The sequence below is a fragment of the Streptococcus thalassemiae genome (assembly GCF_903645285.1).
GTDB lineage: Bacteria > Bacillota > Bacilli > Lactobacillales > Streptococcaceae > Streptococcus > Streptococcus thalassemiae.
On sequence record NZ_CAHJXN010000001.1, the window covers coordinates 62,877 to 77,405 of the forward strand.

General features: G+C 38.5%; 15 protein-coding genes, 1 pseudogene and 1 other annotated feature. Of the genes and pseudogenes, 4 read left to right on the plus strand and 12 right to left on the minus strand.

The window, feature by feature from the left end; translation table 11 throughout:
* Nucleotides 1-73 precede the first annotated feature (73 nt).
* From ligA to HWX15_RS00495, 6 genes are all read right to left on the minus strand, one after another.
* Nucleotides 74-2,032 (minus strand): NAD-dependent DNA ligase LigA, encoded by a 1,959-nt coding sequence (gene ligA / locus HWX15_RS00470; RefSeq protein ID WP_175879937.1) that lies wholly within the window; start codon nt 2,030-2,032, stop codon nt 74-76.
* Nucleotides 2,033-2,124: 92 nt separating this feature from the next.
* Nucleotides 2,125-3,303: an MFS transporter gene (locus HWX15_RS00475; RefSeq protein ID WP_175879938.1), complete on the minus strand. Its 1,179-nt coding sequence runs from the start codon at nt 3,301-3,303 to the stop codon at nt 2,125-2,127.
* Nucleotides 3,304-3,382: 79 nt separating this feature from the next.
* Complete coding sequence (locus HWX15_RS00480; protein ID WP_175879939.1) at nt 3,383-4,246, minus strand: Rgg family transcriptional regulator; 864 nt, start codon at nt 4,244-4,246, stop codon at nt 3,383-3,385.
* A 1-nt stretch (nt 4,247) separates the two neighbouring features.
* On the minus strand, nt 4,248-6,149 hold the full coding sequence (locus HWX15_RS00485; protein WP_175879940.1) for an ABC-F family ATP-binding cassette domain-containing protein: 1,902 nt from the start codon (nt 6,147-6,149) through the stop codon (nt 4,248-4,250).
* 421 nt (nt 6,150-6,570) lie between these two features.
* Nucleotides 6,571-6,846: an HU family DNA-binding protein gene (locus HWX15_RS00490; RefSeq protein WP_001284639.1), complete on the minus strand. Its 276-nt coding sequence runs from the start codon at nt 6,844-6,846 to the stop codon at nt 6,571-6,573.
* Between the two features lie 106 nt (nt 6,847-6,952).
* On the minus strand, nt 6,953-7,792 hold the full coding sequence (locus HWX15_RS00495) for a DegV family protein (RefSeq protein ID WP_175879941.1): 840 nt from the start codon (nt 7,790-7,792) through the stop codon (nt 6,953-6,955).
* A 141-nt stretch (nt 7,793-7,933) separates the two neighbouring features.
* On the opposite strand from HWX15_RS00495, the gene HWX15_RS00500 reads away from it, so the two are divergent.
* A complete protein-coding gene (locus HWX15_RS00500; RefSeq protein WP_050243034.1) occupies nt 7,934-8,782 on the plus strand; it encodes a YitT family protein in 849 nt (282 codons plus the stop codon).
* Between the two features lie 87 nt (nt 8,783-8,869).
* Here the strand turns inward: HWX15_RS00500 and HWX15_RS00505 are convergent, their stop codons facing one another.
* Nucleotides 8,870-9,787, minus strand: a complete 918-nt coding sequence (locus tag HWX15_RS00505) for a bifunctional riboflavin kinase/FAD synthetase (RefSeq protein WP_000587437.1) — start codon at nt 9,785-9,787, stop codon at nt 8,870-8,872.
* 307 nt (nt 9,788-10,094) lie between these two features.
* On the opposite strand from HWX15_RS00505, the gene HWX15_RS09790 reads away from it, so the two are divergent.
* Both HWX15_RS09790 and HWX15_RS00510 read left to right on the plus strand, forming a co-directional pair.
* Entirely contained in the window at nt 10,095-10,211 is a 117-nt protein-coding gene (locus tag HWX15_RS09790) for an SPJ_0845 family protein (protein WP_112443675.1), read from the plus strand.
* A gap of 69 nt (nt 10,212-10,280) precedes the next feature.
* A pseudogene (locus tag HWX15_RS00510) lies at nt 10,281-10,418 on the plus strand (TIGR03943 family putative permease subunit); the annotation flags it as partial.
* 220 nt (nt 10,419-10,638) lie between these two features.
* On the opposite strand, the gene rpmA reads toward HWX15_RS00510, so the two are convergent.
* The 4 genes from rpmA to HWX15_RS00530 all read right to left on the minus strand — a co-directional run bounded on the left by rpmA (nt 10,639) and on the right by HWX15_RS00530 (nt 12,510).
* A complete protein-coding gene (rpmA, locus tag HWX15_RS00515; RefSeq protein WP_000916509.1) occupies nt 10,639-10,932 on the minus strand; it encodes a 50S ribosomal protein L27 in 294 nt (97 codons plus the stop codon).
* A gap of 16 nt (nt 10,933-10,948) precedes the next feature.
* Nucleotides 10,949-11,293: a ribosomal-processing cysteine protease Prp gene (locus HWX15_RS00520; protein WP_000613699.1), complete on the minus strand. Its 345-nt coding sequence runs from the start codon at nt 11,291-11,293 to the stop codon at nt 10,949-10,951.
* A gap of 15 nt (nt 11,294-11,308) precedes the next feature.
* Complete coding sequence (gene rplU / locus HWX15_RS00525; protein ID WP_153219636.1) at nt 11,309-11,623, minus strand: 50S ribosomal protein L21; 315 nt, start codon at nt 11,621-11,623, stop codon at nt 11,309-11,311.
* Between the two features lie 36 nt (nt 11,624-11,659).
* Nucleotides 11,660-11,747: a sequence feature (ribosomal protein L21 leader region), on the minus strand.
* 64 nt (nt 11,748-11,811) lie between these two features.
* Entirely contained in the window at nt 11,812-12,510 is a 699-nt protein-coding gene (locus HWX15_RS00530) for a YoaK family protein (protein WP_173212676.1), read from the minus strand.
* Between the two features lie 403 nt (nt 12,511-12,913).
* Here HWX15_RS00530 and HWX15_RS00535 point away from each other — a divergent pair, with 403 nt between their 5' ends.
* Entirely contained in the window at nt 12,914-13,213 is a 300-nt protein-coding gene (locus HWX15_RS00535; protein WP_000981526.1) for a YbaB/EbfC family nucleoid-associated protein, read from the plus strand.
* 341 nt (nt 13,214-13,554) lie between these two features.
* Here HWX15_RS00535 and pta read toward each other — a convergent pair whose 3' ends face one another.
* Nucleotides 13,555-14,529 (minus strand): phosphate acetyltransferase, encoded by a 975-nt coding sequence (pta, locus tag HWX15_RS00540; RefSeq protein ID WP_175879942.1) that lies wholly within the window; start codon nt 14,527-14,529, stop codon nt 13,555-13,557.

Sequence of the window (14,529 nt, forward strand, 5' to 3'; positions counted from 1 at the left end):
ATAAATTCTTGACCAATCTCGTCTCAATTAACAGACATAGTCAAATGATCCAAACTCTGTTTTTAAACGATCATTACAGACTTTCTAACCAAGCTTCATCTCGAACCTCAATACCAAGTTCTTGTGCTTTTTGCAGTTTACTTCCAGCGTCTGCTCCTGCAACAACAAGGTCTGTCTTTTTAGAAACACTGCCTGTTACCTTGGCACCCAGACTTTCGAGTTTGCTTTTAGCTTCTGAGCGCTTGAGCCGTTCCAATTTTCCTGTCAATACCACGGTCAAACCTGACAAGGTCGCATCCGCTACTACTGTCTGACCTTTATAGTCCAGATTGACCCCAGTTTCTTTCAATTCTCTGAGGAGAATTTCAGAGCCTTCTGTCGCAAAATATGTCTGGAGACTCTTGGCAATCACACCACCCAGACTTTCAATACTAGCCACTTCCTCTGGATCTGCCTGAGCCAGATTTTCAATTGAATGGAAATGTTGGAGTAAGAGCTGACTGGCCTTGCTTCCGACATGGCGAATCCCTAGTCCAAACAAGAGTTTTTCAGCAGAGTTTTCCTTAGATGCTTGGATGGCCTGATACAGTTTAGCAGCGGACTTTTCCTTAACCCCCTCTAAAAGTAGGAAATCTTCTTCTTTCAAACAGTAAATATCTGCCACATCCTTAACTAGGTCTGCAGCAAAGAGCTTCTCAACAATAGATGGACCAAGGCCTGTAATATTCATGGCATCTCGAGAGGCAAAGTGAATCAAACCTTCCATGATTTGGGCAGGACAACGCGGATTTATACAACGGAGAGCCACTTCATCTTCAAAGTGCAACAAATCAGAGTCACAACTTGGACAGTTTGTAGGAATATCTAGTTTTTCTTCAGAAACCCGCTTGGACTCTACCACTCGTAAAACAGCAGGGATGATGTCACCAGCCTTATAGACGATAACCGTGTCGGCTTTGCGGATATCTTTTTCAGCAATATAATCCACATTGTGCAGGGTCGCACGGCTAACAGTCGTACCGGCAAGTTGTACTGGTGTTAGATTTGCAGTTGGGGTTACAACACCGGTACGGCCAACTGTCCAGTCAACTGATAAGAGTTGAGCTTCTTTTTCTTCAGCAGGGAACTTGTAGGCTACTGCCCACTTAGGCGCTTTAACTGTAAAACCGAGTTCTTCTTGACCTGCTAGGTCATTGACCTTGATTACCACCCCATCGATATCATAAGGCAGATTGTCCCGTTCTTGTCCTACTTCTTGGATAAAATTCCAGATTTCATCTATGTTTGCAGCCAAAATCCGCTTAGGATTAACTACAAAACCGAGCTGTTCTAGGTGCTTCAAAACCTTTTCTTGGCTATCACGAGTTGACGGGCTGGCTTCTTGATAGAGAAACGTTGCAAGATTACGCTTGGCAACTACTGCTGTATCCAACTGTCGCAAGGTTCCTGCTGCCGCATTACGAGGATTGGCAAATTCAGGCTCTCCATTTTCTTGGCGAGCTTGATTGACCTGGTCAAAAGACGCGCGTGGCATGTAACATTCCCCACGAACTGTGATATCTAGTTCTTCTGGCAAAGTTAAGGGAATATCCTTGACGCGTTTGAGGTTTTCTGTGATATTTTCACCAATTGAACCATCTCCACGTGTTGCTCCAGCAACTAAAATCCCCTTTTCATACGTCAGCGAGATAGACAAGCCATCGATTTTCAGCTCACAAATATAGGTCGGATGAGCCACTTCCTTACGAACACGCGCATCAAAAGCTTCAAGCTCCTCACATGAAAAAGCATCCTGCAAACTATAAAGAGGATACTGATGACTGTATTTTTCAAAACCATCTAAAACCTTGCCACCAACACGATGAGTCGGACTGTCTGCTAATACTTGATCTGGATAGGCAGTTTCTAACTCGACCAACTCACGGTAAAGACGGTCATACTCACTATCTGAAACCGAGGGATTGTCACTCGTATAGTACTCAGTCGCATAGCGATTGAGCAAGGCGACTAACTCATTCATTCTTTTATTCATAAGACCATTTTACCATAAAACAAGCCCTCCTCACAAACGAGAAGGGCGGAAAAAACACTTAGTTTGAAATTATTTTTGAAACTCAAGCAGCCTTATATCAATTTTTCAAAATGAGTTCGAACATAAATAAACGATATACAAGACAAGATGATAACACCACTTCCAATTATCAGGAAAGAAGAGAGATGTACACTTGGCAAGACTGTCATAAATCCTTTTGCAATAGGCATAAATAGAATAGCTAAGGTAAAAATTGTACTCAGTACTCTCCCAAGAAATTCTCTCTCAACCTTGGTTTGTACTTGAGTAAAAAAGTGAATATTAAAAATCGTCATAAACAATTCACAAACTAAATTTCCAGAAAAGGAAAGCAAATTTGGAAGTGGTAATCCCATCATAAAAACTCCGACACCTGTCAAAGCCAATAAAATCAAAAGATTATAAACATTAGCTTTAATTTTACTAGCTAGAAGAGCCCCAATGATGGAACCAATAGCCCCCATAGTTAAAATGCTTGCATAGGCTCCTTCTGACCCGTAAAGCTGATTCGAAAAGGGAAGTAGAAATTCAAAAGCGGCAAAAAAGAAATTAACGCTGGAAGCTACCAGCAAAAGGAAGAAAATTTCTTGCTGATGCCAGATATAGTGTAACCCATCCTTGATATCTACAAAAATATCTCTCCCAGTAAAAGCCTTTTTCTCTTGAACTTTTGCTTCCTCTTTTGGAAGGAAAGCCACTAGAACAAAAGCAATGAAAAAAGTCAGCGAATCTAGTAGTAGCGTCATATGGAGACTTGCAAACTGTAAAACAAGGAAGGAAAGAACAGGAGAACTAACACCTACAACCTGCAAAACCAGTTCTAAGCGAGAATTATAGATCACAATCTCATCTTTCTCCACCACTTCAGTTATAATAGCTTTATTGGCTGTACGAGAAAAGGCAAAAGCAATAGCCTGCACAATGTTAGCAACAATCAAAGCTCCAATCATCCAGCTATCATTCCTTATGAAAGAAATAGCCAGACAAAGAATCCCACAAACAAGGTCTGTCGTCATCAAAATCTTGCGACGAGAAAAACGGTCTGAAATGACTCCACCAAAGGGATTGACTAGAATAGATGTGACGAGTTCAGAAATCTGATACATTCCTAAAACTGTCTGTCCGATAGTCCCCATGGAAGCCAACCAGACACTATTTCCATAATCATAGAGCATATTCCCTATCTTGTTTACAGCTCCACGACTAATTAACTGTACTGCATAGCGATTCATATAAAAACTCCTCTCAAATTTTGAAACTATTGTATCAAAACCGAAAGGAGCTTTTTATTTTTTCCCTTATTTGGGAAAATTAATCTTTGACAAATTTTTCGTAGTGTTCCTGGTAGTAGGCTACTTGCTCTGGAAGACCTAGTACGTCAAAAATATGCATAGCCTCTTGCATTTGGCTACAACCTTCTTTACACTGTCCTTTTTGGTATAAGGCAAAACCTTTTAAATAATGGAAAACATTACGCTCATAAAGCTTAATACCTTTACCAATAATCTTCTCTGTATAAGTCTCAAAATAGCTTGCATTATCAAAAGAAAGATGCTCTAAACAATGCTGGTAACAATTGAGGGCCAAAATCAACACTAATCTCTTATGGCGACCAATCTCTTGATAAAATTCTTCCCTCTCCATGACTTCTCTACCAATTCGAGTGACATAGTCCACATCGTAGAAACTATAGAGGTTCCCGAAAAGAATCAACTCATACATGGTCCATTCTTCTGTTTTGAAGAGATAATCTGCCACCTTATCCAAATCATCCTGCTTCATATCATAAGTCGCATCTCTTTGACAAATCAGACCTTGTAGCAAAATCCAGTTCAGCTCAAAATAAAGGGGAGTCGTCGAACTCTTAGACTTTTCAAGTTGTTCTCTTTGAAGCTTTTGAAAACCTGCAATATCATTTGAATAGTAAAGAGGCACAATTTGTCCCATCATAGCAACATGTTCATGATTGTGAAAATTCCTTGCCTTGTCCATGAAATTTTCAATTGTTACATGAATGTTATCCAAAAGCTCAAAAAAACGTGAGACTGCTAGGTCAGACTCCCCAAGCTCAAAGCGAGATAACTGAGAGGTAGAGCAGGACTCGCCTGCCGCCTCCTTTAAAGAATAATTTCCACTTGTCCGAAATTCACGAAATACTTTTCCAAGATGTTCCATTTTACACCTGCTCTGATAATTCTTCCCACTCAAGCATGGCTTCTTCCTGACGGTGGCTAATTTTGTCCAGCTCAGTCTGTAATTCCATGAGTTTACCAGCATCGTTTGTTTCCAACATTTGTTCAGAAATGTCTTTGCTTTGACTTTCTAGCTCTTCAATTTCAGTTTCAAGACTTTCAATTTGTCGCATGAGCTTGCGAACTTCTTTTTGACTTTCTTTCTGAGCTTGATAGTCATTAACTGGGCTTGCTTCTTTTGTTTGATTGCTGGTTGAAGCTTCCTCAGTTTGAATCATTTCTACTTCTGATTTCTTCTCAACATAGTAATCGTAATCTCCAAGATAGAGAGTTGATCCATTCTCTGACAATTCCAGTACATGAGTTGCCACACGATTGATAAAGTAACGGTCATGGCTGACGAATAGAAGAGTTCCATCAAAGTCAATCAAGGCATTTTCTAGCACTTCCTTGCTATCAATATCCAAGTGGTTGGTCGGTTCATCCAGAATCAAGAAGTTGTTGTTTTCCATAGACAATTTAGCTAAAAGTAAACGAGCTTTTTCGCCACCAGATAACATGCCGACTGATTTTTTAACATCATCTCCTGAGAAAAGGAAGGCACCAAGACGATTGCGGATTTCAACTTCTGGTGTCAGTTTGAAATCATTCCATAGTTCATCCAGAACCGTATTACTTGCTGTCAGCTTGCTTTGGGTTTGGTCATAGTAACCAACCTCAACATTGGCCCCAAATCGCTTTTCACCTTTGATAAAAGGAATCTGCTCCACGATTGATTTGATAAAGGTTGATTTTCCGATACCATTGGGACCAACTATGGCGACAGCATTCATCTTACGAAGGTCTAGGTTGATAGGCTCTGACAGTACTTCCCCATCATAACCAATAGCCGCATTTTCAACAGTCAAAACAACATTGCCCGACGTTTTTTCAGACTGGAAGGTCATGTTGGCTGATTTCTTACCAGCTTCAGGCTTGTCCAAACGTTCCATTTTTTCCAGTTGTTTGCGACGAGATTGGGCACGTTTGGTCGTCGAAGCACGGACTAGATTGCGATTGACAAAGTCTTCCAGAGCAGCGATTTCCTTTTGTTGCTTTTCATAGTTTTTTGCCTCAGTAGCTAGCTTTTGCTCCTTTAACTCAACAAAACGAGAGTAGTTGCCAACATAGCGATCCAAGGAATGCTTGGTCAAATCTAGCGTAATCGTCGCAACCTTGTCCAAGAAATAACGGTCGTGGCTGACGATAATGAGGGCACCGCTATAGTTTACCAAGTAATTCTCTAGCCAGGCAATGGTTTCGATATCCAAATGGTTGGTTGGCTCGTCCAAGACCAAGAGATTTGGTTTTTCAAGAAGCATTTTGGCTAGAGCCAGACGGGTGTTTTGGCCACCAGAAAGCTCGGCAATTTTCATCTGCCACATAGATTCGTCAAACTTGAATCCATTCAAAATCGCTCGAATATCAGCTTCATAGGTAAAGCCACCCGCTTGACGAAAATTCTCAGATAAGCGATCGTAATCTGACATCAGTTTATCCAAATCCTCACCAGACTTTTCACCCATCTCCAGTTCCATCTGACGAAGTTGTTTCTCAGTCCGACGCAAGTCATCAAAAACATGAAGCATTTCATCGTAGATGGTATTTTCAGACTCAAAACGGCTATCTTGGGCTAGGTAAGACAGAGAAATATCTTTTTTCTTATTGATTTCTCCACTAGTTGGTTCCTCTTCTCCAACCAAAATCTTCAAAAGAGTAGACTTGCCTGCACCATTTTTCCCAACAAGGGCTATCCGATCTCGTTCATCAACCTGCAGGTTGATATTATCAAAAAGAACCTCTCCTGCAAAAGATCGTTCAATTTTATTAGCTTGTAAAATAATCATACAAGTAGTATAGCATGTTTCCCAAAGGCATTCAAGATAATGGTAAGTATTTTAGCGAAGGGTTTGTGACATAAAGTAAATTATGTAAAATTTATATTAGATTCCTTCGCTATCTTGTTGGATTTTCTAACAAGCTAATCTTGCTTCAAATAGTTATCGCACAATTCTATTATTTAATTCTTTTCATTATATACATACGTATAGCGGATTGAAATAAGATGAGAACAAATCGATTGAGGAAGTAAAATTAATTTCTATAAATATTTTAGAAATTGTTTCGTACTATTTTAGATTCAACTACTATATATACAATATTTTCGGAACATTCAACTTTTTAACTCTATTTATTACTAGATTTCATAATTAAAAAGCCTACTGATCAAGCTAGAAAGCTTGATACAATAGGCTTTTTAAAGGCTGATTATTTAACAGCGTCTTTAAGAGCTTTACCAGCTTTGAATGCTGGAACTTTAGAAGCTGCAATTGTCATTTCTTTACCAGTTTGTGGGTTGCGACCTTTACGTTCTGCACGCTCACGAACTTCAAAGTTACCAAAACCGATCAATTGAACTTTTTCACCAGCTGCAAGATAGTCAGCTACTGCTGCAAATACAGCTTCAACTGCTGCTGCTGAGTCTTTCTTAGTCAATTCTGTAGCTTCTGCTACTTTAGCGATCAAATCTTGTTTGTTTGCCATGTTAACGATTCCTCCAAATAATTTCTAATTAACAAATATAATCATATCCTAAAATCCCTTTTAGGTCAAGTTAAAAACGCTATTTCTTCCCATTTTATTTATTTTTTTAGGAGTGGTAACGTACCAAAATAGCCCAAGCGTTCTCACCCGTGTGAGTTTGAATAATGGAACCCGTTTCCAAAACAGAAATTGGCTTTTCAACATAAGCTTGTAAGCTTTCTTTCATCTCTTTTGCCCAATCATCACTACCAGAATATGAAATTCCAATCTCTGCTACAGAACGTTCAGAAAGCGATGTTATCAACTCATCTAACCATTTTTTAAAAGTTTTAGCTCCACGACCTTTAACCATTGGCTGCAATTCATGGTCTTTCATTTGCATGACAACACGGATATTGAGAAGGGAGCTCAACAATCCAGTTACACGGCCAATTCGTCCACCTTTGACAAGATTTTCCAAAGTTGAAACGCCAATATAGAGTTCTGTGTGGTTTTTAACCTCTTCTACATGAGATAAGATTTCCTCCAACTCTTTGCCTTCTTGCGCTAATTTTGCAGCCTCAACAACTTGGAATTTCAAAGCTTGGTCAGTGAAGGAACTGTCAATAACTGTTACGTCGGCAGTAGATAGGCTAGCACCTTGACGCGCTGCTTCTACAGTCCCCGAAAGAGCATGGGACATATGAATAGCAAGAATCTGGCTACCATCCTTGCATAGGTCTTCAAAAACTTCAGCGAAGACACCTACAGGCGGCTGGCTTGTTTTTGGAAGATTCTTAGCTTCTTGCATCAAGTGAAGGAATTTACCTTCTTCTTTCAAATCAGCATCAGAATAAACAACATTATCAATCATTACAGATAATGGAACAATTGTAATATCTAATTGTTTTACGAGTTCTGGTTCAATAGTAACAGATGAATCGGTTACAATCTTAATTTTTGTCATAGTATCAATCTTTCTATTTTAGGATTCAGATTGGTTTTCTTACCTTTAATTATATCAAAAAAAGATTAAAAATCCTAATGGAGTCACTCAAATTTTCCGTAAAAATTTGATATAATCAACTTATAAGAAAAGAGGTGTCCTATGATTAAAAAAATTTATCCCATTTTAACCATTTTACTAGGTGCTGCTATTTATGCTTTTGGGCTGACTTATTTTGTAGTTCCTCATCATCTCTTTGAAGGAGGAGCGACAGGTATTACCCTCATCACCTTTTATCTTTTTAAAATACCTGTTTCTCTCATGAACCTGCTGATTAACATTCCCCTTTTCATCCTAGCTTGGAAAATATTTGGAGCCAAATCCCTCTATTCTAGTTTACTTGGAACCTTAGCTTTGTCAGCTTGGTTGGCTTTTTTTGAGCGTATTCCCCTTCATATTGATCTTCAAGGTGATTTACTAATCACAGCCCTTATAGCAGGAATCCTATTGGGAATTGGCCTTGGAATTATTTTTAATGCTGGAGGTACAACTGGCGGAACTGATATTCTAGCTCGTATTCTCAACAAATACACTCATATATCAATGGGGAAACTACTTTTTATCTTAGATTTTTGTATTCTCATGCTCATTCTCCTTATCTTCAAGGATTTGAGATTGGTTTCCTACACACTCTTATTTGATTTTATCGTTTCGCGTGTTATTGATTTGATTGGCGAAGGTGGCTACGCAGGTAAAGGCTTTATGATTATCACAAAACGTCCTGACCAACTTGCTAAGGCGATCAATGATGACCTAGGAAGAGGTGTTACTTTTATTTCTGGTCAAGGCTACTATAGTCAAAAAGATTTGAAAATCATTTACTGTATTGTCGGTAGAAATGAGATTGTGAAAATGAAGGAAATGATTCATCGAATCGATCCTCAAGCCTTTATAACCATTACAGAAGCCCACGAAATCCTTGGAGAAGGATTTACCTTTGAAAAAGAATAAAAAGAGGTAATGTCGTGACCTCAAAAGTTAGACTAAATCATCTATCTTTTGGGTTACAAACAACCTCTTTTTTGTTTACTCAAGCTCTTAAGACCAATTTCGAGCTACTTCTTCATCAGCCTTTAACTGATCCACTAATTGGTCAACTGAGTCAAATTTGGTCATATCTCGAATGCGATCAAGCCAATAAACCATGACGGTTTCCCCATAAATATCTTGATTAAAATCAAAAATATTGACTTCAAAACGTGCTTCTTCTCCATCAAAGGTCACGTTTTTCCCGACACTAGCCATAGCACGATACTTCTGTCTTTGAATCTCAACATCAACGACATAAACGCCATCTGCTGGCATATAAGTGCGGTCTAAAAGCACTAAATTAGCTGTTGGATAACCAATTGTACGACCACGAGCATTGCCATGAACCACCATCCCTCTTGATGGAAGCGGTGCTCCCAAAAGTTCTCCTGCTTCTTTCACATTTCCATCTAAAATAGCTTGACGGATACGAGTTGAACTAATCTTTCCTTTCTCATCTTCTACAGGTGGAACAATGATAACTTCTCCATCAAAGTAATCCTTTAAATCTTCTGCTGTTTTTTTGTCAGAACCAAATGTATAATCAAAACCTGCAACAATAATTTTGGCATTCATAGCCTTGATATAAGTTGCAAAAAATTCTTCTGCCGTGAGACTAGCGAATTGACTACTAAAATCAAGGAGATATAATTCTTCTACACCTTCGCGCTTTAATTTTCTTTCACGTTCAGCAGGGTTCAAAATATGCAAAAATAAATCCGGATGATAAGGCTCTAAAGCGATCTTTGGAGATTCATTAAAGGTCATAACGACGATAGGTAATAAATCCTTTCTCGCAGCCTTATTGGCAACACGAAATAATTCTTGATGCCCCTTGTGTATACCATCAAAATAGCCGAGAACAACGACTGAATCAGATGGTGTGCCAATATCTTTTTGGTTTTTTATAGGAATAGTAATAATCATAAACTAATTATATCATAGCGATAGCTATTTCTGGATCAGAAAATCTGAAATGTCGTTTTTTTCACCTGAAGTGTAGCTGTTTTCAAAAAGTACTTCACTCTATTGTTGCTCAACTATGAACTTTGCAATATTCTTCTCAAAAACTTGTAGGACATCTTCAAAAGTTTGAAAGGAGTGATTAGACTTGTTCAATAACCATAAAATGTCATACTATCCTTATGTATGAAAAAGCAATGAAACTAACTCCTGAGAACTTTAAATTACTAATTGGTGTCGAAAAGGTAGAATTTAGAATCGAGGTACACCTATGGCTGCAAAATTTACAAAACTAGACAACTTGAACAAGATGTTTGAAGAGTTTCCTAAACTCCCTGATTTGAAGCAAGTCACTTTCCCTGATGACAAAGAAAAAAAGCCAAAGTAGAAAAGAAAAACTAGATAACTGCTTTTCAACAACTCCCATCCAGTGTGATTCAGATTGGAGCTATTTTTCTTTCCATCTGTTAGCTTGGATTCTCAGACAGTTTCAGCTAAAGAATATCATTTTCCCTTATCAGAAGGAACGAATCAAGCCATTCAGACAAGTGAAGGGACGACAAGCCAGTATTTGAAACCAGATACCAGTTCTTATAGTCAATTGAAATAAAATCTGAAGAAATCGAGTAGGAAACTCAAATCAATTTTTAACAGTGTTCTATTCCAGATTCAATCCACTATACATATTAAAAAGTATGGGTACCAAAACAAAAAAATAGGCTCTCCGAAAACTCGGAAAGCCTGTTTTTATGCTACTTCTAGCTTCCTCACCTTTACAATTCAAGGCTCGGGATAAAAAGGTTCACTGAACCTTTTTATTTAGCGATTGGGTAAACAGAAACTTGTTTTTTATCGCGTCCTTTACGTTCAAAGCGTACTACGCCTTCAACTTTAGCGAACAAAGTATCGTCTCCGCCACGACCAACGTTTACACCTGGGTAGATGTGTGTACCACGTTGACGGTAAAGGATTGATCCACCTGTTACAGTTTGTCCGTCAGCTGCTTTAGCTCCAAGACGTTTTGCTTGTGAATCACGTCCGTTTGATGTAGAACCTCCACCTTTTTTGTGGGCGAAAAGTTGCAAGTTGTTAAGAGTCATTTTTAACATAATGTTTTCCTCCGTGTTAGTTTTCTGTGATAACTCTGGTTTGGACGAACTCAGAAGAGTTCTCCGATAAGTTTGCCATACCTAAGAAAAATGATTCAAAGAATAACTGGGTCATTTCTCTTTGGTGTGAAGGAAGATCTTTTGGAATTTCAACCATCAGATAGCCACCTTCATCTTCGTTTAATTCTAGGATTGGTTCATAGCCTGCAAATTTCTCAATAGAATTGATAAAGTTAATGGCAAGCGTAGAAACCGATGCACACACGACATCTAAGCCGTATTCGCCACTCTCGGCGTGTCCAGTAATTTCCGCACTCCTCAGCTCGCCATCTTCGGCTCTCTCAAAGACTGCCTGTATCATGTGTTCTCCTTAAAATTAAGCGTTGATTGCGTTGATGACAACTTTAGTATATGGTTGACGGTGACCTTGTTTACGGTGGCTACCTTTTTTAGGTTTGTACTTGTAAGTAACAACTTTCTTTTGTTTTCCTTGTTTTTCAACAATTCCAACTACAGTAGCTCCAGCAACAAGTGGAGTTCCGACAACAGTGTTTTCACCACCAACAAGAACAACTTCGTTAAAAGTAACTTCTTGACCAGCTTCAACGTTCAATTTTTCAACGTAAACTGCTTGACCAACTTCAACTTTAACTTGTTTTCCGCCAGTTTTGATAATTGCGTATGTGCTCATTATGCACCTCCTATGATTTTTATGGGTTTCCCCGAATTTTTTGTGAAGACTCGCCTAGCATCGTGGGACGAACCACTTAAACTTGAATAATCAAGCAACGATGTTCGTGCGGTTGCACAGGAACGTGCATAGTCAACTCTCTAAGTATAGCATAACTCCTATTTTCTTACAAGTAATAACACCTAAAATCAAGCTTTTTCTTTTACTTTTTTCTGCCACGAGGCAAAAAGCATGCTAAGGTAAAAAATGCTCATCATAATAGGAACACCAAGAATGGTCTTTTCATGATAGAAAATCGTCAAATAGGCTGAAAAGACAACGCCAAGGACAAAACTACTAAGCAGGCTAACAAATATAAATCCTTCACGCAAAAAAGGTGTGTGCTTGGTTCGGAAATAATCTCCAAAAGCCAGCATGGTCCGTTTGATATTCCCTGTCATAAAAGCGTTATTGTAGGCAATACCCGATACTTCTCCAAAAGCAGTTGTCACCAGTCCCATACAGAAGGCCAAGGGCGGCACTAGATAGATATTATCTACAGTCTGCGGAACAAAACCAATAATTATTGATAAGATTGCCAAAGGAATCAGTGACAGAATCGGTTTTTTTACAATTCTCAATTTTTCCTTATAAATGGTTAGTAAAAAAACTCCCAGCATAAATGCTATTAAAGTTAAAAGCTTATCCCTAACATCCGAAACATTATTCTGTATTAGCTCTACCGAAAGAAAGACAACATTTCCAGTTTGTCCAGCTACAAGGGTATTCCCGCGAACAATAAAAGTGTAAGCATCCACATATCCAGCACAAAAGGTCAAAAAAAGTGCTAACCTTTTAGACTGACGTGATATTTTTCTTATAGGTAATAACCTCATTTTACCTCCCATTGTATTTTCTCTTAGAAATATTGTACCATTTTCTTTCTAAAAAATCGTAGACTACCATTTAGATTTTACTATTAGCATAAAAATAATAATAGACAACTATTTATCCAAAAATAGATAGAGGTAACATGTTTTGTAAACAAAGCATACGAACCTTTAGTAAAATCATTTCCATGAAACTAGAATGGAGCCCCGATTAGCAAAAATCATTATTTTAATTTATTTCTAATTACTCCTTGACATAAATAACTCTCACCAATAAAAGACTATGTCTTAAAAAAATGGTATAATAAAATCAATACTTGGGCTTGATGGCTATGCTACTAATAACAATTAGGAGAGAAAATCAGGCACTTGTTAACAACAGGGATTATCCCCTTGAGATGAAAGGAACTTTAGAAATCTTATGATGAACATGCAAAACATGATGCGTCAAGCACAAAAACTTCAAAAACAAATGGAACAAAGCCAGGCCGAACTTGCTGCCATGCAATTTGTTGGCAAATCTGCTCAAGACCTTGTCCAAGCGACCTTAACTGGAGATAAGAAAGTTGTCAGCATTGATTTCAATCCAGCTGTCGTTGATCCAGAGGACCTTGAAACTCTTTCTGATATGACCGTTCAAGCCATCAACTCTGCTCTTGAACAAATCGATGAAACTACCAAGAAAAAACTGGGTGCTTTCGCTGGGAAATTGCCATTCTAAAAACAAGGAGCTAGAACAATACTTGTCGATAACAAAGGCTAAGAAAGGTGCAAAAATTATAAAAAACGCATAATAGCAGGTGTCAAAGCACTCAATATTATGCGTTTTCTCATGAAAAAATTCTCTTTTCATACTCATTTAAAATCAAAAAGGGAATTTATCGTTTTACGGACATGTATATTACAGATGTCTATAGGTCGTATATAGACAGGATATTATCGCTTGGAAGTTGTCCTTTTTGACACCAATCAGTAATTTAGTTCTCAGGAGTTAATGGCAGTGCTTTTCGTACATAGTTTCATAACTACAGTATAGCATAGTATATCGCTTTATAGTTTTCACTATTGATGAACAGCTTGAGCTGCTGTGATAAGGGTTAAATTGTAAACATCTTCTGCACTACATCCACGTGAAAGGTCATTAACTGGCTTATTCAAACCTTGTAAAACAGGTCCTACAGCAGAGAAACCACCGAGACGTTCTGCAATCTTGTAACCGATATTTCCAGCTTCGATACTTGGGAAGATGAATACAGTTGCTTGTCCAGCCACTTTACTTCCTGGAGCTTTTAAAGCTGCTGTTTCAGGGTGGAAGGCAGCGTCAAATTGCAATTCCCCATCTATTTCAAGGTCTGGGCGTAGTTCGTGCGCACGTTGTGTAGCTACTACTACCTTATCAACGTTCTCACCAAAACCAGAACCTTTACTTGAATAGCTCAACATAGCAATTTTTGGTTCTATACCAAACATTTTCGCAGTGATTGCTGAGTTAATTGCAATTTCAGCCAAGGCATCTGCATCAGGATTGATATTGATAGCACAGTCACCAAATAGATAACGTTCTGAACCACGAGTCATTAGGAAGGCACCTGAAGTACGAGTAACATTAGGACGAGTTTTAATGATTTGAAGGGCTGGACGAACTGTTGCAGCAGTTGAGTGAAGTGCACCTGAAACCATACCGTCAACCAAGCCCATATATACTAGCATCACACCAAAGTAGTTAACGTCTTCACGTAAGAGTCTAGCAGCTTCTTCTTCTGATATCTTACCGTTTCGACGTTCAACGAGCGCAGCAACCATTTCGTCAAACTTAGCGTAGTGGTCAGGGTCGATGACTTCATAACCCTCGTGAATCCCTTCAATTTCAAGGTAAATTTTAATTTTTTCTGGTTTACCAAGCAAGACTGGAATAACATCTGTTTCTTTTACCAAGCGTTTCGTAGCTTGAAGAATACGAGGTTCTTTTCCTTCAGGTAGAACGATGCGAACATTTTTACCAACTAGGTTGGCTCTTAGACTTTCAAAAACTTCCAT

What these genes read in the sequence shown, in the direction of transcription:
- HWX15_RS00530 (WP_173212676.1), bottom strand. Translation starts at nt 12,510, where the DNA reads ATGGGAGGTAAAATGAGGTTATTACCTATAAGAAAAATATCACGTCAG.
- rplU (WP_153219636.1), bottom strand. Translation starts at nt 11,623, where the DNA reads ATGAGCACATACGCAATTATCAAAACTGGCGGAAAACAAGTTAAAGTT.
- rpmA (WP_000916509.1), bottom strand. Translation starts at nt 10,932, where the DNA reads ATGTTAAAAATGACTCTTAACAACTTGCAACTTTTCGCCCACAAAAAA.
- HWX15_RS00505 (WP_000587437.1), bottom strand. Translation starts at nt 9,787, where the DNA reads ATGATTATTACTATTCCTATAAAAAACCAAAAAGATATTGGCACACCA.
- HWX15_RS00485 (WP_175879940.1), bottom strand. Translation starts at nt 6,149, where the DNA reads ATGATTATTTTACAAGCTAATAAAATTGAACGATCTTTTGCAGGAGAG.
- HWX15_RS09790 (WP_112443675.1), top strand. Translation starts at nt 10,095, where the DNA reads ATGGCTGCAAAATTTACAAAACTAGACAACTTGAACAAGATGTTTGAA.
- HWX15_RS00475 (WP_175879938.1), bottom strand. Translation starts at nt 3,303, where the DNA reads ATGAATCGCTATGCAGTACAGTTAATTAGTCGTGGAGCTGTAAACAAG.
- HWX15_RS00495 (WP_175879941.1), bottom strand. Translation starts at nt 7,792, where the DNA reads ATGACAAAAATTAAGATTGTAACCGATTCATCTGTTACTATTGAACCA.
- pta (WP_175879942.1), bottom strand. Translation starts at nt 14,529, where the DNA reads ATGGAAGTTTTTGAAAGTCTAAGAGCCAACCTAGTTGGTAAAAATGTT.
- ligA (WP_175879937.1), bottom strand. Translation starts at nt 2,032, where the DNA reads ATGAATAAAAGAATGAATGAGTTAGTCGCCTTGCTCAATCGCTATGCG.
- HWX15_RS00500 (WP_050243034.1), top strand. Translation starts at nt 7,934, where the DNA reads ATGATTAAAAAAATTTATCCCATTTTAACCATTTTACTAGGTGCTGCT.
- HWX15_RS00490 (WP_001284639.1), bottom strand. Translation starts at nt 6,846, where the DNA reads ATGGCAAACAAACAAGATTTGATCGCTAAAGTAGCAGAAGCTACAGAA.
- HWX15_RS00520 (WP_000613699.1), bottom strand. Translation starts at nt 11,293, where the DNA reads ATGATACAGGCAGTCTTTGAGAGAGCCGAAGATGGCGAGCTGAGGAGT.
- HWX15_RS00480 (WP_175879939.1), bottom strand. Translation starts at nt 4,246, where the DNA reads ATGGAACATCTTGGAAAAGTATTTCGTGAATTTCGGACAAGTGGAAAT.
- HWX15_RS00535 (WP_000981526.1), top strand. Translation starts at nt 12,914, where the DNA reads ATGATGAACATGCAAAACATGATGCGTCAAGCACAAAAACTTCAAAAA.